The organism is Pedococcus sp. P2_E2 (assembly GCF_056403955.1).
Genome location: NZ_JBFUEM010000008.1, coordinates 39,687 through 54,956, shown reverse-complemented (window position 1 = coordinate 54,956; position 15,270 = coordinate 39,687). Strand labels below are relative to the sequence as shown.

The window sequence follows — 15,270 nt, the reverse complement described above, 5'->3', positions numbered from 1 at the left end:
GGTATCCAACGGCGGTTGGCACGTTTGGCCTGCGTAGTTCTGACCGAACGGACTAGACCACCCCGGAGGGGCGAACCAGCGTGCCTGCGGTGTCGCCGGTATACGCGGCCTGGGCATGGGCGAGACTGACGGGATGCCCCTCCCGCGGATCGACCTGGCCGACGGCGCGCCCGCGTGGTGGTCGCTGGCCGCAACCGTCGGTGGCGGCCTGGTGCTGCTCTGGGTCGTCCTGGTGGTGGCACTGTGGTGGGCCCGTCCGGACGACCTGCGGTTGCGGGAGGCGTTGCGGTTGCTGCCCGACCTCCTTCGCCTGCTGCGACGCCTGGCCGTGGACGCCACGGTGCCGCGTGCCGCGCGAGTGCGCCTGTGGCTGCTGCTCGCCTACCTCGCGAGCCCGGTCGACGTCGTGCCGGACTTCCTCCCCGTCATCGGCTATGCCGACGACGCCATCCTCGTGGCCCTGGTACTGCGCTCGGTCACCCGGCGCGCAGGGGCGGAGGCGCTCGAGCGGCACTGGCCGGGCAGCCCCGAAGGCCTCGCCGCGGTCCGCGCCCTGGCTGGGCTTCGGGACTGACGGAGCAGCGCGACTCCGGTGTCCCACCTGCCGGCTCAGCATCTGCGCAGGTCAGCGACCCGTGGCCGAGGCTTTGGGCGCTAGGCTCGTCAAGCTGTGCACCCCCACCGGAGTAGGACACCATGGCCTTCTTGACGCGCTACACCGACGATCGCTCGTCGCCTCCAGTCGGCTCCGCGGTCCGGGACGCGTTCGTCCGCGCCGTCGCCCCGGCAGTTGCCCTCTGGGCTGCCATCGTGGGCATCGGGCTGTTGATCAAGGGACCTCTCGGCGGCCTGCCCTCCGAGGAGGGCATCAGCAAGGACGCCCAGGGCGTGCGCACCCCGCGGTGGGACGACGTGACGCTGGTGTGGTCCCACATCGGCAACACCGAGATCGTCATCGGGGTGTGCGTGATCGCCGTCGGCCTCCTCTGGTGGGGCACGCGGCAGTGGTGGGTGGCCGTCATACCGGCCATCGCGATCTCCCTCCAGGCCACCGTCTTCGTGATCGCCACGGCCGTCGTGGGCCGGCCCCGGCCCCACGTGGCCCACCTCGACCCGGCTCCGCCGACCTCGAGCTACCCGAGCGGTCACGTCGGTGCGGCCACCGCGCTCTACGTCAGCTTCGCGCTCCTGGCCCAGCGGATCGAGTCACCCGTGCTGCGCCGGGCCGTGACGGCGGTGTGCCTCGTCATCCCTGTGCTGGTGGCGTGGGCCCGCCTCTACCGAGGCATGCACCACCTGACCGACATCCTGGTGGGAATGGCCAACGGCTTGGCCTGCGCGCTCCTGGCCTGGGCCTACCTGCGTCGCAAGAGCGCCTGACAGTCGCAGGGCGCCTGACAGTCGCAGGGCGCCTGACAGTCGCAGGGCGCCTGGAAGTCGTCAGGGCGCGCGGTCGTCAGGGCGCGGGCTCGAGGTCCTCGGCGCCGGCGGCGGCGTTCTCGAGGGTTCGCGCCGTCGGCACCGCGGCGTGCCGACGCAGGGCGACCGCAGCCACGTCGTCGTCATGCGTCTCGTCCGCGACCGCGGCGATGGTGCCGCACAGGCCGCGGAACAGGTCCGGGTCCGTGAGGCCGGCGAGGGCAGCCGTGAGTCGTTCTCGACCGACGTCGATGTCCTCGGTGCGCCGCTCGATCAACCCGTCGGTGAAGAGCAGGACGGTGTCGCCGGGACCGAACCACATCCGATGGCGACGACGTCGTCCCTCTCCGATGGCCAAGGGCCCACCGTCGGCACTGGGAAACTGCTCGACGGAATTGTCTGCTCGCAGGAGGATCGGCGCCGGATGTCCGGCGTTCGCGACCAGCAGGTCGTTCCGTCCCGGATCGACCAGCAGGTAGGCCAGCGTGACGAACTGCTCGTCACCGTAGGCAGCGAGCATCAGGTCGAGCTTGGTCAGCACCACGTCCGGGAGCGGGTCCGCGGCGATGTAGGCGCGCACCGATGCCCGCATCTGCGCCATCGACGCGGCGGCCTCGACCCCACGCCCCATCACGTCTCCGACGAAGACCGCCACCCGCCCGTCCGTGAGGGCGACCACGTCGTAGAAGTCGCCCCCCACCTCGGTACGGCCAGACGGCAGGTAGCGCGCCGCGACATCGCAGCCCTCGATCACCGGCAGCCCGACCGGGAGGACGGCGTGCTGCAGCCGGGTGGCGACCGCCAGGGTCTCGCTGTGCAGCTCGGAGTTGTCGATCGAGACGGCCGCCCTGCGCGCGATGTCCTCGGCGAACACGAGGTCGCCCTCCGTGTAGCGGTGCTTGGACTCCGCGCTCACCCACGTGATGACGCCGAGGGTTCGTCCGCGCGCGACGAGGGGGACGGTCACCGCGCTGTACAACGCCAGCTCTCGCGCGATCCGGAGGTGCTCCTCGTCCCGGGCCCCGGCGACGAGCATCTCGTCGGTGATCTCCGCGATGAGCTCGCTGCGCCCTGTCCTCATCACCTGCCACGGACCGCTGGCGGAGTTCGGGTCGCTGGGGTACCGCTCCGCGAGCTCGTGCGCGTACGCCACCTTGGCCGGGTCGACATGGGCCACGGCGAGCCGGCGCAGCCGGTTGTCCTTGACCAGGTCGATCGCACACCAGTCGGCGAAGGTCGGCACTGCGAGCTGGGCCACCCGCGCCAGGGTGGACTCGTAGTCGAGGCTGCTCGCGAGCTCGGCCGAGGCCTCGGCGAGGAAGGTCAGCTTGGTCTGGCGGTCGGCTGCCTCCTGCTCGGCCTGCACGCGCTGCAACGCCTGGGCGCAGGTGTCGGCCAGGATGTCGAGGCAGTCGAGCTCCGTGGGCTCGAACCTGCGTCGTCCGGGGAAGGACAGCCCGATCGCCCCGAGGGTGTCGTTCGCGGTGTTCAACGGCAGGACCAGCACCGAGCGGTCGCCGCGATCTATCCGCGGGGTGTCCGGATAGGCATCGAGGATCGCCTCACGACCGGACAACAGGATGCGACGACCCGAGACGATGACGTCAGCCGCCGGGCTCGGCATCGACAAGGGGTAGGTCGCGAAGGCCTCGGCATCTCCCTCGTCCCCACCCCGCAGCCCCATGAGCCGGATCGTGTCGGGCCCGTCCTTCAGGCTGAGCGAGGCCATGGTCGCTCCCACGGCTTCGGAGCTGTGTTCGACCACGATCCTGGTGACGTCCTCTGCGCTGGCCGCCCGGATGAGCTCGGCCGTCACGCGGGCAAGTCCGGTCAGGCGGTAGTCGAGCCGCGCCTCGATGCCAGACCCCTGTGTCATGCCGACATGATGACAGCGAGCGCCTGCCGCGGCTCGGGATCGCCAAGAACCCGGCCGGACGATCTTTGGGGGTCGGGAGATCGGCGCGGCCTCCTGACCAGCGCTTTCGCGGTGGCTGGCTCGGGCCAACGGTGGTAGTGAGGACACATGCAGATGTCCAAGACGGCCGACCTGTGGTGGAAGACCGCGGTGTTCTACTGCGCCGACGTCCAGACCTTCCTCGATGCCGACGGGGACGGGCAGGGCGACCTGGCGGGCATGGCGCGCCGGATCGACTACCTGGCCGACCTCGGCGTCACGTGCCTGTGGCTCATGCCGCTCTACCCGACGCGCGACGTGGACGACGGGTACGACATCACCGACTTCCTGGGCGTCGACCCCCGGCTGGGCGACCTGGGTGACTTCGTCGAGCTGGTCCGGACCGCGCGGTCGCGCGGCATCCGGGTCATCCTCGACTTCGTCATGAACCACACGTCGGACCACCATCCGTGGTTCGTGCAGGCCCGCAAGGGCACCGACAACCCGTACAGGGACTACTACGTGTGGCGCTCGACGGCCCCACCGGACACGTCGGCGATGGTCGTCTTCCCCGACAAGGAGGACAGCATCTGGGAGAAGGACCCCCGCACCGACGAGTGGTACCTGCACAACTTCTACAAGACCCAGCCTGACCTCAACACCGCCAATCCCAAGGTCCGCGACGAGATCGTCAAAGTCATGGGTCTGTGGCTCGAGCTGGGCGTCTCGGGTTTCCGCATCGACGCGGTGCCGTTCCTCTTCGCGCGGGACACCGTGCCCAAGAAGGACCAGAAGTTCGAGTGGGACCCCCACGAGACCCTGCGCCACGTCAAGGCGTTCTGCGGGCGGCGGGGTAGCGACGTCGTCCTCCTCGGAGAGGTCAACGTGCCGCGCGCAGAGCAGACGGCCTTCTTCGGCGGAGCGGACGGGGACGAGCTCACCATGCAGTTCGACTTCATCGGCATGCAGGCGACCTGGCTGTCCCTCGCGCGCGGCGACGCACGGCCGTTGGGCAAGGCGTTGCAGGGCAGGCCGGAGGCCGACGAGGAGAGCCAGTGGGTGAACTTCCTCCGCAACCATGACGAGCTCACCCTCGACAAGCTCACCGACGAGGAGCGCCAGGAGGTCTTCGACGCCTTCGGACCCGACCCCGCAATGCAGCTCTACGGGCGCGGCCTGCGCCGCCGGCTGCCGACGATGCTCGACGGCGACCCCCGCCGCATCCGGCTGGCCTACTCCCTCATGTTCTCGCTGCCCGGCAGCCCGGTTCTCTTCTACGGCGAAGAGATCGGCATGGGCGAGAACCTCGACGTGCCGGGCCGGTATGCCGTGCGGACGCCGATGCAGTGGAGCGCGGCCAAGAACGGCGGCTTCTCCCGTGCGGCGAAGGGCCGGCTGCCGCGGCCCGTCACGGAGGGCGCCTACGGACCCGACCACGTCAACGTGGCCTCCCAGCGCAACGACCCCGACTCGCTGTGGACCTTCGTGGCCCAGCTGATCCGCCGCTACCGCCAGTCGCCCGAGCTCGGATGGGGTCGGTTCCACCCGCTCGAGCAGCCGTTCGACGCCGTCCTGGCGCACGTCGCCCGCGTAGACCCCTGGGCCACCATCGCGGTCCACAACCTCGGCTCGGAGGCCTGTCGCGTGCCGCTCTCGCTGGCCACGATCGCCGGCGACGACCTGCCGCCGATCGTCCACCTGACCGACCTGCTCGCGGACTACCGCCTCGAGCCGGTCGGAGACGGCTCGGGCGCTCCGACGGTCGAGGTCGACCTCGACGGCTACGGGTGCAGGTGGCTGCAGGTTATTCGCGAAGGCGACGAGCGGATCGCCTGACCGCATCGGGAAGGACCAACGAAGGAGAGGAGCAGTCCGATGAAACGAGTGGTGGTCGTGACGGGTGCGAGTGGAGGCGTGGGACGCGCCTGCGTCCGTGAGTTCGCGCGGCGAGGCGACGACGTCGCTCTCATCGCGAGAGGCAGCTCGGGGCTCGAGGCTGCCGTCCGGGAGGCACAGCAGGCTGGGGTCAAGGCCCTCTCGGTGCCCGTGGATGTCGCCGACGCAGAGGCGGTCGAGAGCGCCGTGGCCCGGATCGAGGACGAGCTCGGTCCGATCGACGTGTGGGTCAACGCGGCGTTCACCTCCGTGTTCGCGCCGTTCAGCCAGGTCACCGCCGACGAGTTCCGCCGCGCCACCGAGGTGAGCTACCTCGGCTACGTGTACTGCACGATGTCGGCCCTTCCCCGGATGCGGGCGCGCAACCGCGGAACGATCGTCCACGTGGGGTCAGCGCTGGCCTATCGGGGAATCCCGCTCCAGACCGCGTACTGCGGTGCACGGCACGCCGTCCAGGGTTTCCACGAGTCGCTCCGCTGCGAGCTGCTGCACGATGGCAGCAACGTCCGCGTCACGATGGTCCAGATGCCGGCCCTCAACACACCTCAGTTCGGCTGGGTGTTGTCGAAGCTCCCTCGACGTGCCCAGCCCGTCCCGCCGATCTACCAGCCCGAGGTCGCTGCGCGTGCGGTCGTCTACGCAGCCGACCACCCCCGTCGGCGGGAGTACTGGGTCGGCGCCTCCACCGTCGGCACCCTGGTCGCCAACGCCGTCGCGCCCGGCCTGCTCGATCGCTACCTGGCTCGGACGGCATACAACGCCCAGCAGACCGACGAACCCCGGGACCCAGCCGACCCAGCCAACCTGTGGGACGCGGCGGACGGTCCCGGCGGCCGGGACTTCGGCGCCCACGGTTCCTTCGACGACCGGGCGAAGGGCCGCAGTTGGCAGCAGGAGCTCTCCCACCGCCCCAAGGAGGTCACGGCGGTCCTCGCCCTCGGCGCCGCGGGCGGGACGGTCCTCGCAGGGCGGGCGATGCGGGGAAGGAAGCATGTCTGACGTGCTCACCCGCGTCAGCGGGATCGTCTTCGACCTCGACGGCACCCTGGTCGACTCGACTTACGTCCACACGATCAGCTGGTGGGAGGCGATGCAGCAGTTCGGTCACGACCGGCCCATGGCGATGGTGCACCACGCGGTGGGGATGGGGGCCGACAACCTGCTCGACCACGTGCTCGGTGACCGGCGGAACCGGAGCCAGGACAGCGCCATCACGGCTGCCCACGATGCACTGTTCGGCACGTGGCACGACCGTCTGCACCCGCTTCCGGGCGCCGGTTCACTCCTGCAGTGGTGTCGGGACGCCGGGCTGACGGTGGCGCTCGCCACGTCCGGCGGGGAACGGGACCTGTGGGCGATGCTCGAGGTCCTGGACCAGCCCGACTTCGACCTGATCGTCACGGGCGACGACGTGGCGAGCTCGAAGCCCAGCAAGGACCTGCTCGAGTCCGTCATGACGCGAGCGGACCTCGAGCCCGAGGACCTGATGGTGGTCGGTGACTCCGTCTGGGACATGGAGGCCGCGACCCGCGTCGGGGCCTCCGGGGTGGGGGTCGCGACCGGGGGGACCAGTGCGCCCGAGCTGCACGACGCCGGAGCCGAGCTCACCTTCCCCGACCTCGCCGCACTGCACGACGCCCTCCGGAGTGCCCGACCGGAAGCCTCGCCCGGCGCGTAGCTGCCGCGGCTCCGGAGGGCAGGGCGCCTAGCCCTCGACTCCCGTGCTGCTGTGGGCGCTCCCGACCGGCTTGGACTCCGGCGACCCGCGCTCCCGCAGGTAGATGCTGAACACCACCATGCTGCCGACGGCGAGGAACTCCGACTGCCAGTTCTGGAAGGTGCGATTCCAGAAGTCCGGAGCGTGCAGGTAGCCATTCCACGTCAGCGGATCCTGGAGGTCCTGCAGCTGCTCGGCGTTGTAGGCACTGCGACCGGCGACCAGCTGCGCCGTCCACGACCCGAGGAAGACCGCCCCCATCGCCAGTCCGAGGGAGCGTGAGTACAGGCTGGTCCGCCAACCCCCGACCTTGGCCCACGTGGGCGACCCCACGTCCGCATAGCGTCCGACCTTCTGGTCCTTGTCCGACCCACGACCGGCGTGGTCGAGGGGCTTGGACTCCGGGGACCCCTTCTGCAGGAGCCACACCGTCAGGAGGATGTAGAGCAGGAACTGCAGGTACTCCGACTGCCAGTTCTCTGCAACGTCCACCGCGAACTGCGACGAGGTGACGTACTCCCGCAAGGTGAGTGTGGGTAGCCCGGCGTCCATCGCCGCCTCGTTGTACGAGGCCTCCCCGGTGAGTGATTGACCGACGAGGGCAACCAGGAGTAGCACCGAGAAGGCCAGGGTGAGGCTGTTCTCACGAAGCCACGTCCTCATCGGTGGGTCACCCCCATGGCGAAGCAGAAGGTGAGTCCCAGTCCGATGAACAGCAGGTACCCGGCGAACCATGCACGCACGTCAGGCTCCCTTGACCTTGCAGTCATACGGCCGGCCGTCTTGCTGCCGGCTGCAGCCCGCGGCGGTCACGCGCCATCCCTGCTTGAACCGGGCGAGGAAGATCGTGTCCGTCGACAGGTGCACCACAGCGTCCTTGCCGTAGACCTGCACGGACTCCACCGAGGTGGAGCCCTTCTCCTCCGCGGAGGACTGCAAGGCCTCCGCGCAAGGGCCGTCGGACTCCTCGAGGGCTCGAAGGGTCTCGGGGGCCAGCAGCCCGCAGGCCGTCGCGGGCGCGGTGCTCACGGACCGGACGAACGTGCTGGCCGCTGCCTTCACGGTGGCGGCCTCGACGTTCCCCTGGCCCGCGCAGCCCGACACTGTGGCCAGGGACGTGAGGGCCATGATGATTCGGTAGCGGGATGTCATCCGTTGCCCCTGCCCTGCACGGCTTTCGATGTCGCGGAGCTCAGGCTCCGGTGTGCCATGTCGAACGTCGAGAGCACCTCCAGCAGGAACTCGGAGGCGGCAGCCGTGACCCCGCGCACGTCATTTTCCGGGCTGTCTTCGAGGACCTCGGCGAGGACGAGGTGGTGGACGTGGACCAGGTCGAGAAGACTCACCCCCCGGACGATCGCCTGGCGCCCCAGCTGGTAGCCCAGCGTCAGCGCCGCCTCACTGCGCTGGGGCAGGTAGCGCTGGAACGCGGCACGGTAGTCGAGGGTCAGGTCCTCGACGTCACTCATGCCTGTTCCCCTGTCCACGGATCCTCGTGAGGTAGTCGAGGCCCTCCTCCAGATCCAGCGCCGTCGGGACCTCACCCATCCCCATACCCAGGCGCACCATGGCGTACGCGACCTCGGGCTGGATGCCGACGATGACGGTGGCCGCGCCGCGCAGGCGGGCGATGTCGGCGATCGACTGCAGCGTGCGCGACCCGAAGCTGTCGATCACGTCCAGTGCTGCCACGTCGATGATGACGCCACGCGCGCGGTGCTCACCGATCTGGCGGACGAGGTCGTCCTGGAACCGGACCATCTCCGAGTCGTCCAGGGCAGTGTGGACCGACGCGACGAGGGTGTCACCCTGACGCAGTATGGAGACGAGGGCCGGTCCGGAGTTCACGAGCCGTCAGTCACCGCCTTGCGCGTCACCGCGTAGCCGAGCAGCCGCTCGGCCTCCTCGAGGCCGCCCTGGAGGTCGCCGATGGTGTTCATCTTGCTCAGGTCCACGCCGATCGTGACGAGGGTTTGCGCAATCGTGGGCGACAGGCCGGTGATGATGACGCTGGCACCCATCAGCCGCGAGGCGTCTACCGTCTGCACCAGGTGGTTCGCGACGGTCTCGTCGACGTCCGGGGCCCCCGTGATGTCGATGACGACCACCTTGGCGCGATGGGTGCGTATGCCGCTCAGCAGCTGCTCGGTGAGCTGCCTGGCCCGTTCGCTGTCCAAAACGCCGATGATCGGCAGGATGAGGAGCCTCTCCCGAACGGGCAGCACCGGGGTCGACAGCTCCTTGATGGCGTCCTGCTGCTGGCGGATGACGCGCTCACGCTCGTCGACGAAGCTGACGGCCACGGTGTTGGCGATACGGTTCGCCGCCGGTTCGTACGCGTCGAGGATCTGGTTGAGTAGGGCGAAGTCCCGCTGGTACTTCTCGAAGAGCGACCGCGCCAGGACATCCCTCAGCAGCAACACGATGCCGACCACCTCATGCGTCTCGACCCCCCGCGGGATGATCCGCTCCGACAGGTCGCGGGCATAGTGCTGCAACGCTTCCACACTGCCGGTCTCGAGCACCTCCACGTAGTTGTCATAGACCGACGTGGTCTCGGCGATCATCTCCTGCGGGGTCATGGCCTCGAGCAGGTGGGCATCGCGGATGCGGGACGCCCACTCGTTGCGGAGCTTCGCGCGATGTTCCCTCAGGTGGGCCACCAGCTGGGGAAGCAGCTGGTTGCCGGACAGGGACGGCTCGTGCTCCGTCGGGTCCTCCGTGTTCTGGGCGTTCATGCTCATCCCTTCTTGTCGAACCATTTGGTCATGCTCACAGTGGTGCCGTGCTCCGCCTCGGAGACGATGGTGAACTCGTCCATCAGCCGTCTGGCTCCGGGAAGCCCGAGGCCGAGTCCGCTGTAGGTGCTGTAGCCGTCTTCCATGGCCTTCTCGACGTCCGGTATGCCGGGTCCGGTGTCCCGGGCGACGACCCGGATGCCGGGACGTGGACGTTCGAGCAGCTCGATCGTCACCTCCCCGGGTGAGGCGAACCGGACGATGTTGCGGGCCACCTCCGACACGGCCGTGGCGAGCAGCGTCAGGTCTGTGCCCCTGAAGCCGGCGCGCACCGCCAGCTCGCGAGCGGCTTGACGCACCGTGACGATGTCCGGGTCCGCGCTGATTGGCACGTGCACCTCGTCGTCCCGCACCGGCCCCCTGCCGAGCAGTGGTTCGCTGAGCCGGGCGCAGAGCTCGCACTCGAGCAGGTGTCGAGCAGCATCGACCTCACGCTGTCGTCGTCGGTCCGCGCTGGAGAGGGCCAGCAGCACAGGCCTGCATCTGTCTGTGGGGGGCTCGGCCCGCTCCAGCGCGAGCAGGTACTCGACCCGCAACCGGGCTCGGGTCCGCTTCAGCTGGGCGGCCACAGCACCGGCCGTGCTTCCGGTCTCCTCCGCCAGCGACTGGGTGGCGCGACCACTCACCTCATGCGCCAGCAGGACCTCTCGTTCGCGGTCGGTCAGCCGGCGAAGCGCCTCGTTGATGGCGGACTGTTCCTCCGAGGCGACGACGACCTCTTCGGCCTCCTCCGGCTCGCTCGGGTCGAGCACCCGGTGCCTGTTGCGGACTTCTCGGTCGTCGTTGCGCCACATGGTGGCCATGACGTTGCGGACCGTGGCGATCGCGTATGGCTCGATCATGCCGGGCTCGATCCGGTTCTCGGCCGCCAGCACCCGGAGCAGCGTCTCCTGGACCAGGTCCTCCGCCGCGGGGTGCTGGCCGACCCGGGCTGCGACGATCCGGCGCAGCATGGGGATCAGGGCCGCGACATCTGCCGCCCCTGTTGGCTCCCTCGGCTCGTCGGCCGCCCCGGCCGTGCTCACGGGTGCGACACTACGCCGCACCGAGCATTTCCACCCCTCTGACCTGCACAGTTGGCGTCCAGCGGCGACAGGCAGGACGCCCCGTGCCGTGACCGAGAGCGGGTGGACACCGCGTGGCGCCGGGAGAGGAACCTCGCATCCCGGCGCCGCGCGGCTGGTCCCGTCACCATCAGCAGGTGGAGCGCCCTCGCTGGTCAGTGGTCCTTGGTTTCGAGGGCCGTTGGGTGCGGAAACGGTGCCGGGGGCGGTCTGCGGGAAACAGCTGGCGCGCTGTCCTCCACGGTCCACGACTCCAGCTTCTGGAGAACGTGCAGCAGCCCGAGCACCAGACCCGGCGCAGCCAGCGCGACGGCCTTCACAGCGGTTCCACGCGAGCCCGACTCGTGCGGGTGGTGCGTGCCCTCCCTCCGGTGCTGCTCTCCCCGCGAGGAAAGGCAAGCGAAGGTTCGATCGTGAAACGCTCGACGTGGACGGTGATCCCCATCAGGTCGAGCTGCAGTGGTCGGACCACGGGTCGTAGGCCGCTGTCGTCACGCACCAGGTCGACCGGGGCGGTGGCGCGACGGCTGTCCACTCCGACCAGGGTTCCGTCCGGCTCACGGAGCTGACCCGTGAAGACCCCGGTGATGAAGGCACCGCGCGGCACGATGACCAGTCGCTGGAGCCGCAGCGACCCGGTCATGGCCCCTGAACGTCCCCGCGGAGATCGGAACGTCCCACTGATGGGCGTGCCGTCGCCGTCCGGGGGACGCGCACCACGCCGGGGACGAGGTCTGAAGGCGATCACGGTCATCACGAGCTCCAATTGCGTCGGGCGCTGTCGCCGGGCTTTGGGGGGTGGCAGCGGCGCCCCTGCGGTGAGGGGCGGCGCAGGGACGCCACTGCCACGTCAGTCGCTCACGCGGCTCAGAGGCCGAGACCTGTCAGCAGACGGTTGAGCAGCGCTGCGATGCCACCGAGAGCGTTGCCCGGCCCGTCCAGCAGGCCGGCAACGGCGCACAGCAGGTTGCCCAGGAGGTTGCCCGCACCGGGGACCGCCGTGACGTCCAACGACACCGGGGCGAGGTCGATGACCAGACCCAGCAGGTCGAGGTGGAGCGGGCCGAGGTCAAGGGTCAGGATGCTGCAGCCCTGCGTCACCGCAACGTCCTGCAGCGGTGCCGTGAAGGTCGTCCCGCCCGCGGGCAGTCCGGTGCCGGTGATGGTCCCGGAGAGCTGGACGACACCATTGACGACCGAGGTCGTCAGGTTGCTCAGCTGACCCGTGAACGCCGTGCCGTTGGGCAAGGTGCCCGTCACGGGCAGGGTCGTGGCTGCGGCTTGTGCGGTGGGAGCCACGGCCTTCGCTGTGGGCGCCGCACTCGCAGAGGCGGCAGCCGGGACGAGTCCAACTGCCCCGGCCAAGAGAATGGCCGTGCCGGTTCCGACAAGTTTGGTCTTCAACATGACTTGCTCCTTCGGTGGAGCCCGGGTGGAGCTCCGTAGGGGCTTGTTCTTCCTTGGCTAGGCGTGGACCTGTAGGTCCATCTGGTTCCTGTCCACACAGATGAAGACTCCGGTCGGCAGCCACATGACGCGGGATCTGTGGTTCGCGGGGCGGCTGCGCGCCACCATCCCAGCGTGGGGAAGCCGGCCAGCCACTGACACTCGCGTCATGTCCGGCCCTCGAAGGCGTCAGCCGCCAGATACGCGCCGCCCCGTCCCACACCCGTCTCGCAGCCGCCGACGGCGCTACCGTTGCCGTTGCAGCGTCCACCCGCCCGACTGGAGGAAGAGCTGACCATGGAACTCCCGACCACAGGCGTCATCACCGTCACCCGAGACATCGATGCTCCTGCGCAAGCCGTCTGGGACGTGCTCGCCGACGGCTGGTTCTACGCCACCTGGGTCGTCGGCGCGTCAAGAGTGAGGGGCGTCGACCCCGAATGGCCGGCCGAAGGCGCGCGCATCCACCACTCCTTCGGGGTGTGGCCCACGGTTCTGAGTGACACGACGCACGTCCTGAGTTCCAGCGAGCCCAGCGAGCTCGTCCTCAAGGCCCGCGGTTGGCCCGTGGGTGAGGCGAAGGTCGTACTCACGATCATCCCCGGCAGCGACGAGTCGTGCACTGTGGCCATGGCCGAGGACGCCGTGTCAGGGCCCGGCACCTTGCTGCCCCGCCCGTTGCGGCAGCTCGCCATCGGCCCGCGCAATGTCGAGGCCCTGCGCCGGCTGGCGTACATCGCCGAGGGCAAACGCCGCGAACGCGTCAGCGGGCAGTGAGCAGCGCCCGTCAGGGCTGGACATCGCGCTCCCAGTAACGCAGCGCGCCGCACTTCTTCACGAACGTGGTCGCAGTCGACTTGGTGACCTTCACACACCCGGCATCGAGCAGGTCGGCCACCCCGGCCGCCTCCAGGAGCGGGCGTGAGGCGGCGTTGTACCCGACGAACTTGTGGTGGGCGAAGGCGTCCGAGACGAAGTCCTTGGCGGTGCTGCGGACGGCCAACGCCGGGACGGCCTTGGCGCCCGGCAGCAGCACCACCGCGTCGTAGAGCACGGAGGGTCCACCGTCGATCATCTGGTCGGCCAGCAGCACCGAGCCGTCGCTGAGGGTCACCCCACCCACGACGGGGGCGATCGTCTCCAGGACGGCGCCAGCCTCGGCGAACGCGTCCGCCAGTGCCGTGAGCACCGCGGCATCGGTGCCGTCGGTGACGAGCACTCCCAGCTTGCGGCCGGCGAAGCTGCCCGGACCCCTCTTGAGGATGCTGAGCGCGTCCGAAGGCGGGAGGTCGAGCCATCGGCGGTACTCTGCCTCGGGCAACGGCATACCAAGGCCGCCTGCCACGCCAGTCGCCAAGTCCTCGTGCACGTTGAGCAGGTGAGCCAGCATGCGCGTCCGCACCTGCGGGATCTCGCACTTGCTCAGCTCGAACGTGTAGGCCTTCACGATGTGGTCCTGCTCGACCGGCGTCTGGCTGATGAAGAACTGTCGGGCCTGGCTGTAGTGGTCGGAGAAGGTGGCCGAACGCACCCGCACCTTGGTGCCCTCGAGCGGCTCCTCATGGCTCTGGAAGCCCGCTGCCGCGTCCGCTCGAGGTCCGCGCTCGGCGGCGCCGAAACCGTTGGGCTCGTAGTTGACTCGGCCCGTCGGCACCTCGTACTGCATCTTGCCGTCGCGCTGGAAGTGTGCCACCGGGCACCGAGGTGCGTTGATCGGCAGCTGCGTGAAGTTGGGCGTGCCCAGGCGGGAGAGCTGGGTGTCGAGATAGGAGAAGTTGCGCCCTTGGAGCAGCGGGTCGTTGGAGAAGTCGATGCCCGGCGGGACGTTCCCCGTGTGGAAGGCGACCTGCTCGGTCTCGGCGAAGTCGTTGTCCACAACCCGGTCCAGCGTCAGCCGTCCGACGACCTGCAGCGGCACCAGCTCCTCCGGGATCAGCTTGGTCGCGTCCAGCACGTCAAAGTCGAACTCCTCGGCGAACGACTCGTCGAACACCTGCACGGCAAGGTCCCACTGCGGCAGGTCCCCGCTGGTGATCGCGTTCCAGAGGTCACGCCGGTGGAAGTCAGGGTCGGCACCGTTGATCTTGACCGCTTCGTTCCACACGACCGACTGCAGGCCCTGGAGCGGTCGCCAGTGGAACTTCACGAAGGTCGACACCCCGTCGGCGTTCACGAAGCGGAACGTGTGGACCCCGAACCCCTCCATGAAGCGGAACGACCGCGGGATCGCCCGGTCCGACATCTGCCACACGGTCATGTGGATCGCCTCGGGCGTGAAGGACACGAAGTCCCAGAAGCTGTCGTGAGCCGACTGCGCCTGGGGGAACGCCCGGTCAGGGGACTCCTTGACCGCATGCACGAGGTCGGGGAACTTGATGGCGTCCTGGATGAAGAACACCGGGATGTTGTTGCCGACGATGTCCCAGTTGCCCTCGGTCGTGTAGAGCTTCACCGCGAACCCACGTACGTCGCGCGCGAGGTCGAAGGATCCCTTGGCGCCGGCCACTGTCGAGAAGCGAACAAACGCCTCGGTCTTCCTGCCGACGGTCGAGAAGATGGCTGCCCTGGTGAGCTCTGACAGGTCGGCGGTGGTCTCGAAGGTGCCGTGAGCGCCGTAGCCGCGGGCGTGCACGACGCGCTCGGGGATGCGCTCGTGATCGAAGTGGAAGATCTTCTCCCGCATGGCGAAGTCTTCCAACAGGGTCGGTCCGCGTTGGCCGGCACGCAGGCTGTTCTGGTCGTCGGACAGCGGAGCGCCTTGGGCCGTGGTGAGTACCTGACCGCCCTGGACCGGCTGGTGCACCTCTCCCCCGGAACCGAGGATCGCGGCGGGCTGCGTGGCAGGCTGCCCCGCCGCAGAAGCCTTCGCCTTCCCCGCGCCGGCCCGGGTCGAACCAAGCTTCGTCGTGTTCTTCTTCGACATGACTCCCTCTCGCGATGCGGCGAATCAGCTCGCGACGGAAAGCTCGGCCACGACTGTCTGTTCAGCACCTACCCCCCCAGGGCCGCGGGCAAACACGGCTCGGCGGGCGACGC

Annotated in this window: 16 protein-coding genes; 6 read left to right on the top strand and 10 right to left on the bottom strand. The window is 69.2% G+C overall.

What is annotated here, in order from left to right; translation table 11 throughout:
* Positions 1-115 precede the first annotated feature (115 nt).
* Together AC1DWR_RS17175 and AC1DWR_RS17170 are read left to right on the top strand one after the other, a co-directional pair.
* On the top strand, positions 116-574 hold the full coding sequence (locus tag AC1DWR_RS17175) for a YkvA family protein (RefSeq protein ID WP_477613831.1): 459 nt from the start codon (positions 116-118) through the stop codon (positions 572-574).
* A 122-nt stretch (positions 575-696) separates the two neighbouring features.
* The gene (locus AC1DWR_RS17170; protein WP_477613832.1) at positions 697-1,380 is read left to right on the top strand and encodes a phosphatase PAP2 family protein; all 684 of its coding nucleotides are present in this window, start codon (positions 697-699) and stop codon (positions 1,378-1,380) included.
* A gap of 76 nt (positions 1,381-1,456) precedes the next feature.
* Here the strand turns inward: AC1DWR_RS17170 and AC1DWR_RS17165 are convergent, their stop codons facing one another.
* Positions 1,457-3,295 (bottom strand): GAF domain-containing SpoIIE family protein phosphatase, encoded by a 1,839-nt coding sequence (locus tag AC1DWR_RS17165; protein WP_477613833.1) that lies wholly within the window; start codon positions 3,293-3,295, stop codon positions 1,457-1,459.
* 147 nt (positions 3,296-3,442) lie between these two features.
* On the opposite strand from AC1DWR_RS17165, the gene AC1DWR_RS17160 reads away from it, so the two are divergent.
* Genes AC1DWR_RS17160 through AC1DWR_RS17150 form a run of 3 tightly spaced genes read left to right on the top strand, consistent with a single transcriptional unit; the run spans position 3,443 to position 6,887 of the window.
* Positions 3,443-5,149 (top strand): alpha-amylase family protein, encoded by a 1,707-nt coding sequence (locus AC1DWR_RS17160; RefSeq protein ID WP_477613834.1) that lies wholly within the window; start codon positions 3,443-3,445, stop codon positions 5,147-5,149.
* Between the two features lie 39 nt (positions 5,150-5,188).
* Positions 5,189-6,208 (top strand): SDR family oxidoreductase, encoded by a 1,020-nt coding sequence (locus AC1DWR_RS17155; RefSeq protein WP_477613835.1) that lies wholly within the window; start codon positions 5,189-5,191, stop codon positions 6,206-6,208.
* Positions 6,201-6,887, top strand: a complete 687-nt coding sequence (locus AC1DWR_RS17150; RefSeq protein ID WP_477613836.1) for an HAD family hydrolase — start codon at positions 6,201-6,203, stop codon at positions 6,885-6,887. Before AC1DWR_RS17155 ends, AC1DWR_RS17150 begins: the two co-directional genes overlap by 8 nt.
* A 27-nt stretch (positions 6,888-6,914) precedes the next feature.
* On the opposite strand, the gene AC1DWR_RS17145 is transcribed toward AC1DWR_RS17150, so the two are convergent.
* The 8 genes from AC1DWR_RS17145 to AC1DWR_RS17110 form a co-directional block, all read right to left on the bottom strand.
* On the bottom strand, positions 6,915-7,589 hold the full coding sequence (locus AC1DWR_RS17145) for a DUF6766 family protein (protein ID WP_477613837.1): 675 nt from the start codon (positions 7,587-7,589) through the stop codon (positions 6,915-6,917).
* Positions 7,590-7,670: 81 nt separating this feature from the next.
* A complete protein-coding gene (locus AC1DWR_RS17140) occupies positions 7,671-8,078 on the bottom strand; it encodes a hypothetical protein (RefSeq protein WP_477624870.1) in 408 nt (135 codons plus the stop codon).
* A complete protein-coding gene (locus AC1DWR_RS17135; protein WP_477613839.1) occupies positions 8,075-8,395 on the bottom strand; it encodes a phosphatase RsbU N-terminal domain-containing protein in 321 nt (106 codons plus the stop codon). The genes AC1DWR_RS17140 and AC1DWR_RS17135 overlap by 4 nt, the downstream gene beginning before the upstream one ends.
* Positions 8,388-8,774 (bottom strand): STAS domain-containing protein, encoded by a 387-nt coding sequence (locus tag AC1DWR_RS17130; RefSeq protein ID WP_477613840.1) that lies wholly within the window; start codon positions 8,772-8,774, stop codon positions 8,388-8,390. The genes AC1DWR_RS17135 and AC1DWR_RS17130 overlap by 8 nt, the downstream gene beginning before the upstream one ends.
* Complete coding sequence (locus tag AC1DWR_RS17125; RefSeq protein WP_477613841.1) at positions 8,771-9,664, bottom strand: STAS domain-containing protein; 894 nt, start codon at positions 9,662-9,664, stop codon at positions 8,771-8,773. The genes AC1DWR_RS17130 and AC1DWR_RS17125 overlap by 4 nt, the downstream gene beginning before the upstream one ends.
* Before the next feature lie 2 nt (positions 9,665-9,666).
* A complete protein-coding gene (locus tag AC1DWR_RS17120; protein ID WP_477613842.1) occupies positions 9,667-10,749 on the bottom strand; it encodes a sigma-70 family RNA polymerase sigma factor in 1,083 nt (360 codons plus the stop codon).
* 355 nt (positions 10,750-11,104) lie between these two features.
* Positions 11,105-11,431, bottom strand: coding sequence for a hypothetical protein (locus AC1DWR_RS17115; RefSeq protein WP_477613843.1), 327 nt, complete (start codon positions 11,429-11,431; stop codon positions 11,105-11,107).
* Between the two features lie 224 nt (positions 11,432-11,655).
* Positions 11,656-12,195 carry an ABC transporter substrate-binding protein gene (locus AC1DWR_RS17110; protein WP_477613844.1) on the bottom strand — a complete coding sequence of 180 codons (540 nt, stop codon included), beginning with the start codon at positions 12,193-12,195 and terminating at the stop codon, positions 11,656-11,658.
* A gap of 336 nt (positions 12,196-12,531) precedes the next feature.
* On the opposite strand from AC1DWR_RS17110, the gene AC1DWR_RS17105 reads away from it, so the two are divergent.
* Positions 12,532-13,011, top strand: coding sequence for an SRPBCC family protein (locus AC1DWR_RS17105; protein ID WP_477624869.1), 480 nt, complete (start codon positions 12,532-12,534; stop codon positions 13,009-13,011).
* Positions 13,012-13,021: 10 nt separating this feature from the next.
* On the opposite strand, the gene AC1DWR_RS17100 is transcribed toward AC1DWR_RS17105, so the two are convergent.
* Positions 13,022-15,157: a catalase gene (locus AC1DWR_RS17100; RefSeq protein WP_477613846.1), complete on the bottom strand. Its 2,136-nt coding sequence runs from the start codon at positions 15,155-15,157 to the stop codon at positions 13,022-13,024.
* Between the last annotated feature and the right edge of the window lie 113 nt (positions 15,158-15,270).

Excerpts from the sequence above, each read along its gene's own strand:
- AC1DWR_RS17140 (WP_477624870.1), bottom strand. The coding sequence starts at position 8,078 with ATGACATCCCGCTACCGAATCATCATGGCCCTCACGTCCCTGGCCACA.
- AC1DWR_RS17150 (WP_477613836.1), top strand. The coding sequence starts at position 6,201 with ATGTCTGACGTGCTCACCCGCGTCAGCGGGATCGTCTTCGACCTCGAC.
- AC1DWR_RS17125 (WP_477613841.1), bottom strand. The coding sequence starts at position 9,664 with ATGAACGCCCAGAACACGGAGGACCCGACGGAGCACGAGCCGTCCCTG.
- AC1DWR_RS17145 (WP_477613837.1), bottom strand. The coding sequence starts at position 7,589 with ATGAGGACGTGGCTTCGTGAGAACAGCCTCACCCTGGCCTTCTCGGTG.
- AC1DWR_RS17115 (WP_477613843.1), bottom strand. The coding sequence starts at position 11,431 with ATGACCGGGTCGCTGCGGCTCCAGCGACTGGTCATCGTGCCGCGCGGT.
- AC1DWR_RS17170 (WP_477613832.1), top strand. The coding sequence starts at position 697 with ATGGCCTTCTTGACGCGCTACACCGACGATCGCTCGTCGCCTCCAGTC.
- AC1DWR_RS17175 (WP_477613831.1), top strand. The coding sequence starts at position 116 with ATGGGCGAGACTGACGGGATGCCCCTCCCGCGGATCGACCTGGCCGAC.
- AC1DWR_RS17110 (WP_477613844.1), bottom strand. The coding sequence starts at position 12,195 with ATGTTGAAGACCAAACTTGTCGGAACCGGCACGGCCATTCTCTTGGCC.
- AC1DWR_RS17105 (WP_477624869.1), top strand. The coding sequence starts at position 12,532 with ATGGAACTCCCGACCACAGGCGTCATCACCGTCACCCGAGACATCGAT.
- AC1DWR_RS17165 (WP_477613833.1), bottom strand. The coding sequence starts at position 3,295 with ATGACACAGGGGTCTGGCATCGAGGCGCGGCTCGACTACCGCCTGACC.
- AC1DWR_RS17160 (WP_477613834.1), top strand. The coding sequence starts at position 3,443 with ATGCAGATGTCCAAGACGGCCGACCTGTGGTGGAAGACCGCGGTGTTC.
- AC1DWR_RS17100 (WP_477613846.1), bottom strand. The coding sequence starts at position 15,157 with ATGTCGAAGAAGAACACGACGAAGCTTGGTTCGACCCGGGCCGGCGCG.
- AC1DWR_RS17135 (WP_477613839.1), bottom strand. The coding sequence starts at position 8,395 with ATGAGTGACGTCGAGGACCTGACCCTCGACTACCGTGCCGCGTTCCAG.
- AC1DWR_RS17155 (WP_477613835.1), top strand. The coding sequence starts at position 5,189 with ATGAAACGAGTGGTGGTCGTGACGGGTGCGAGTGGAGGCGTGGGACGC.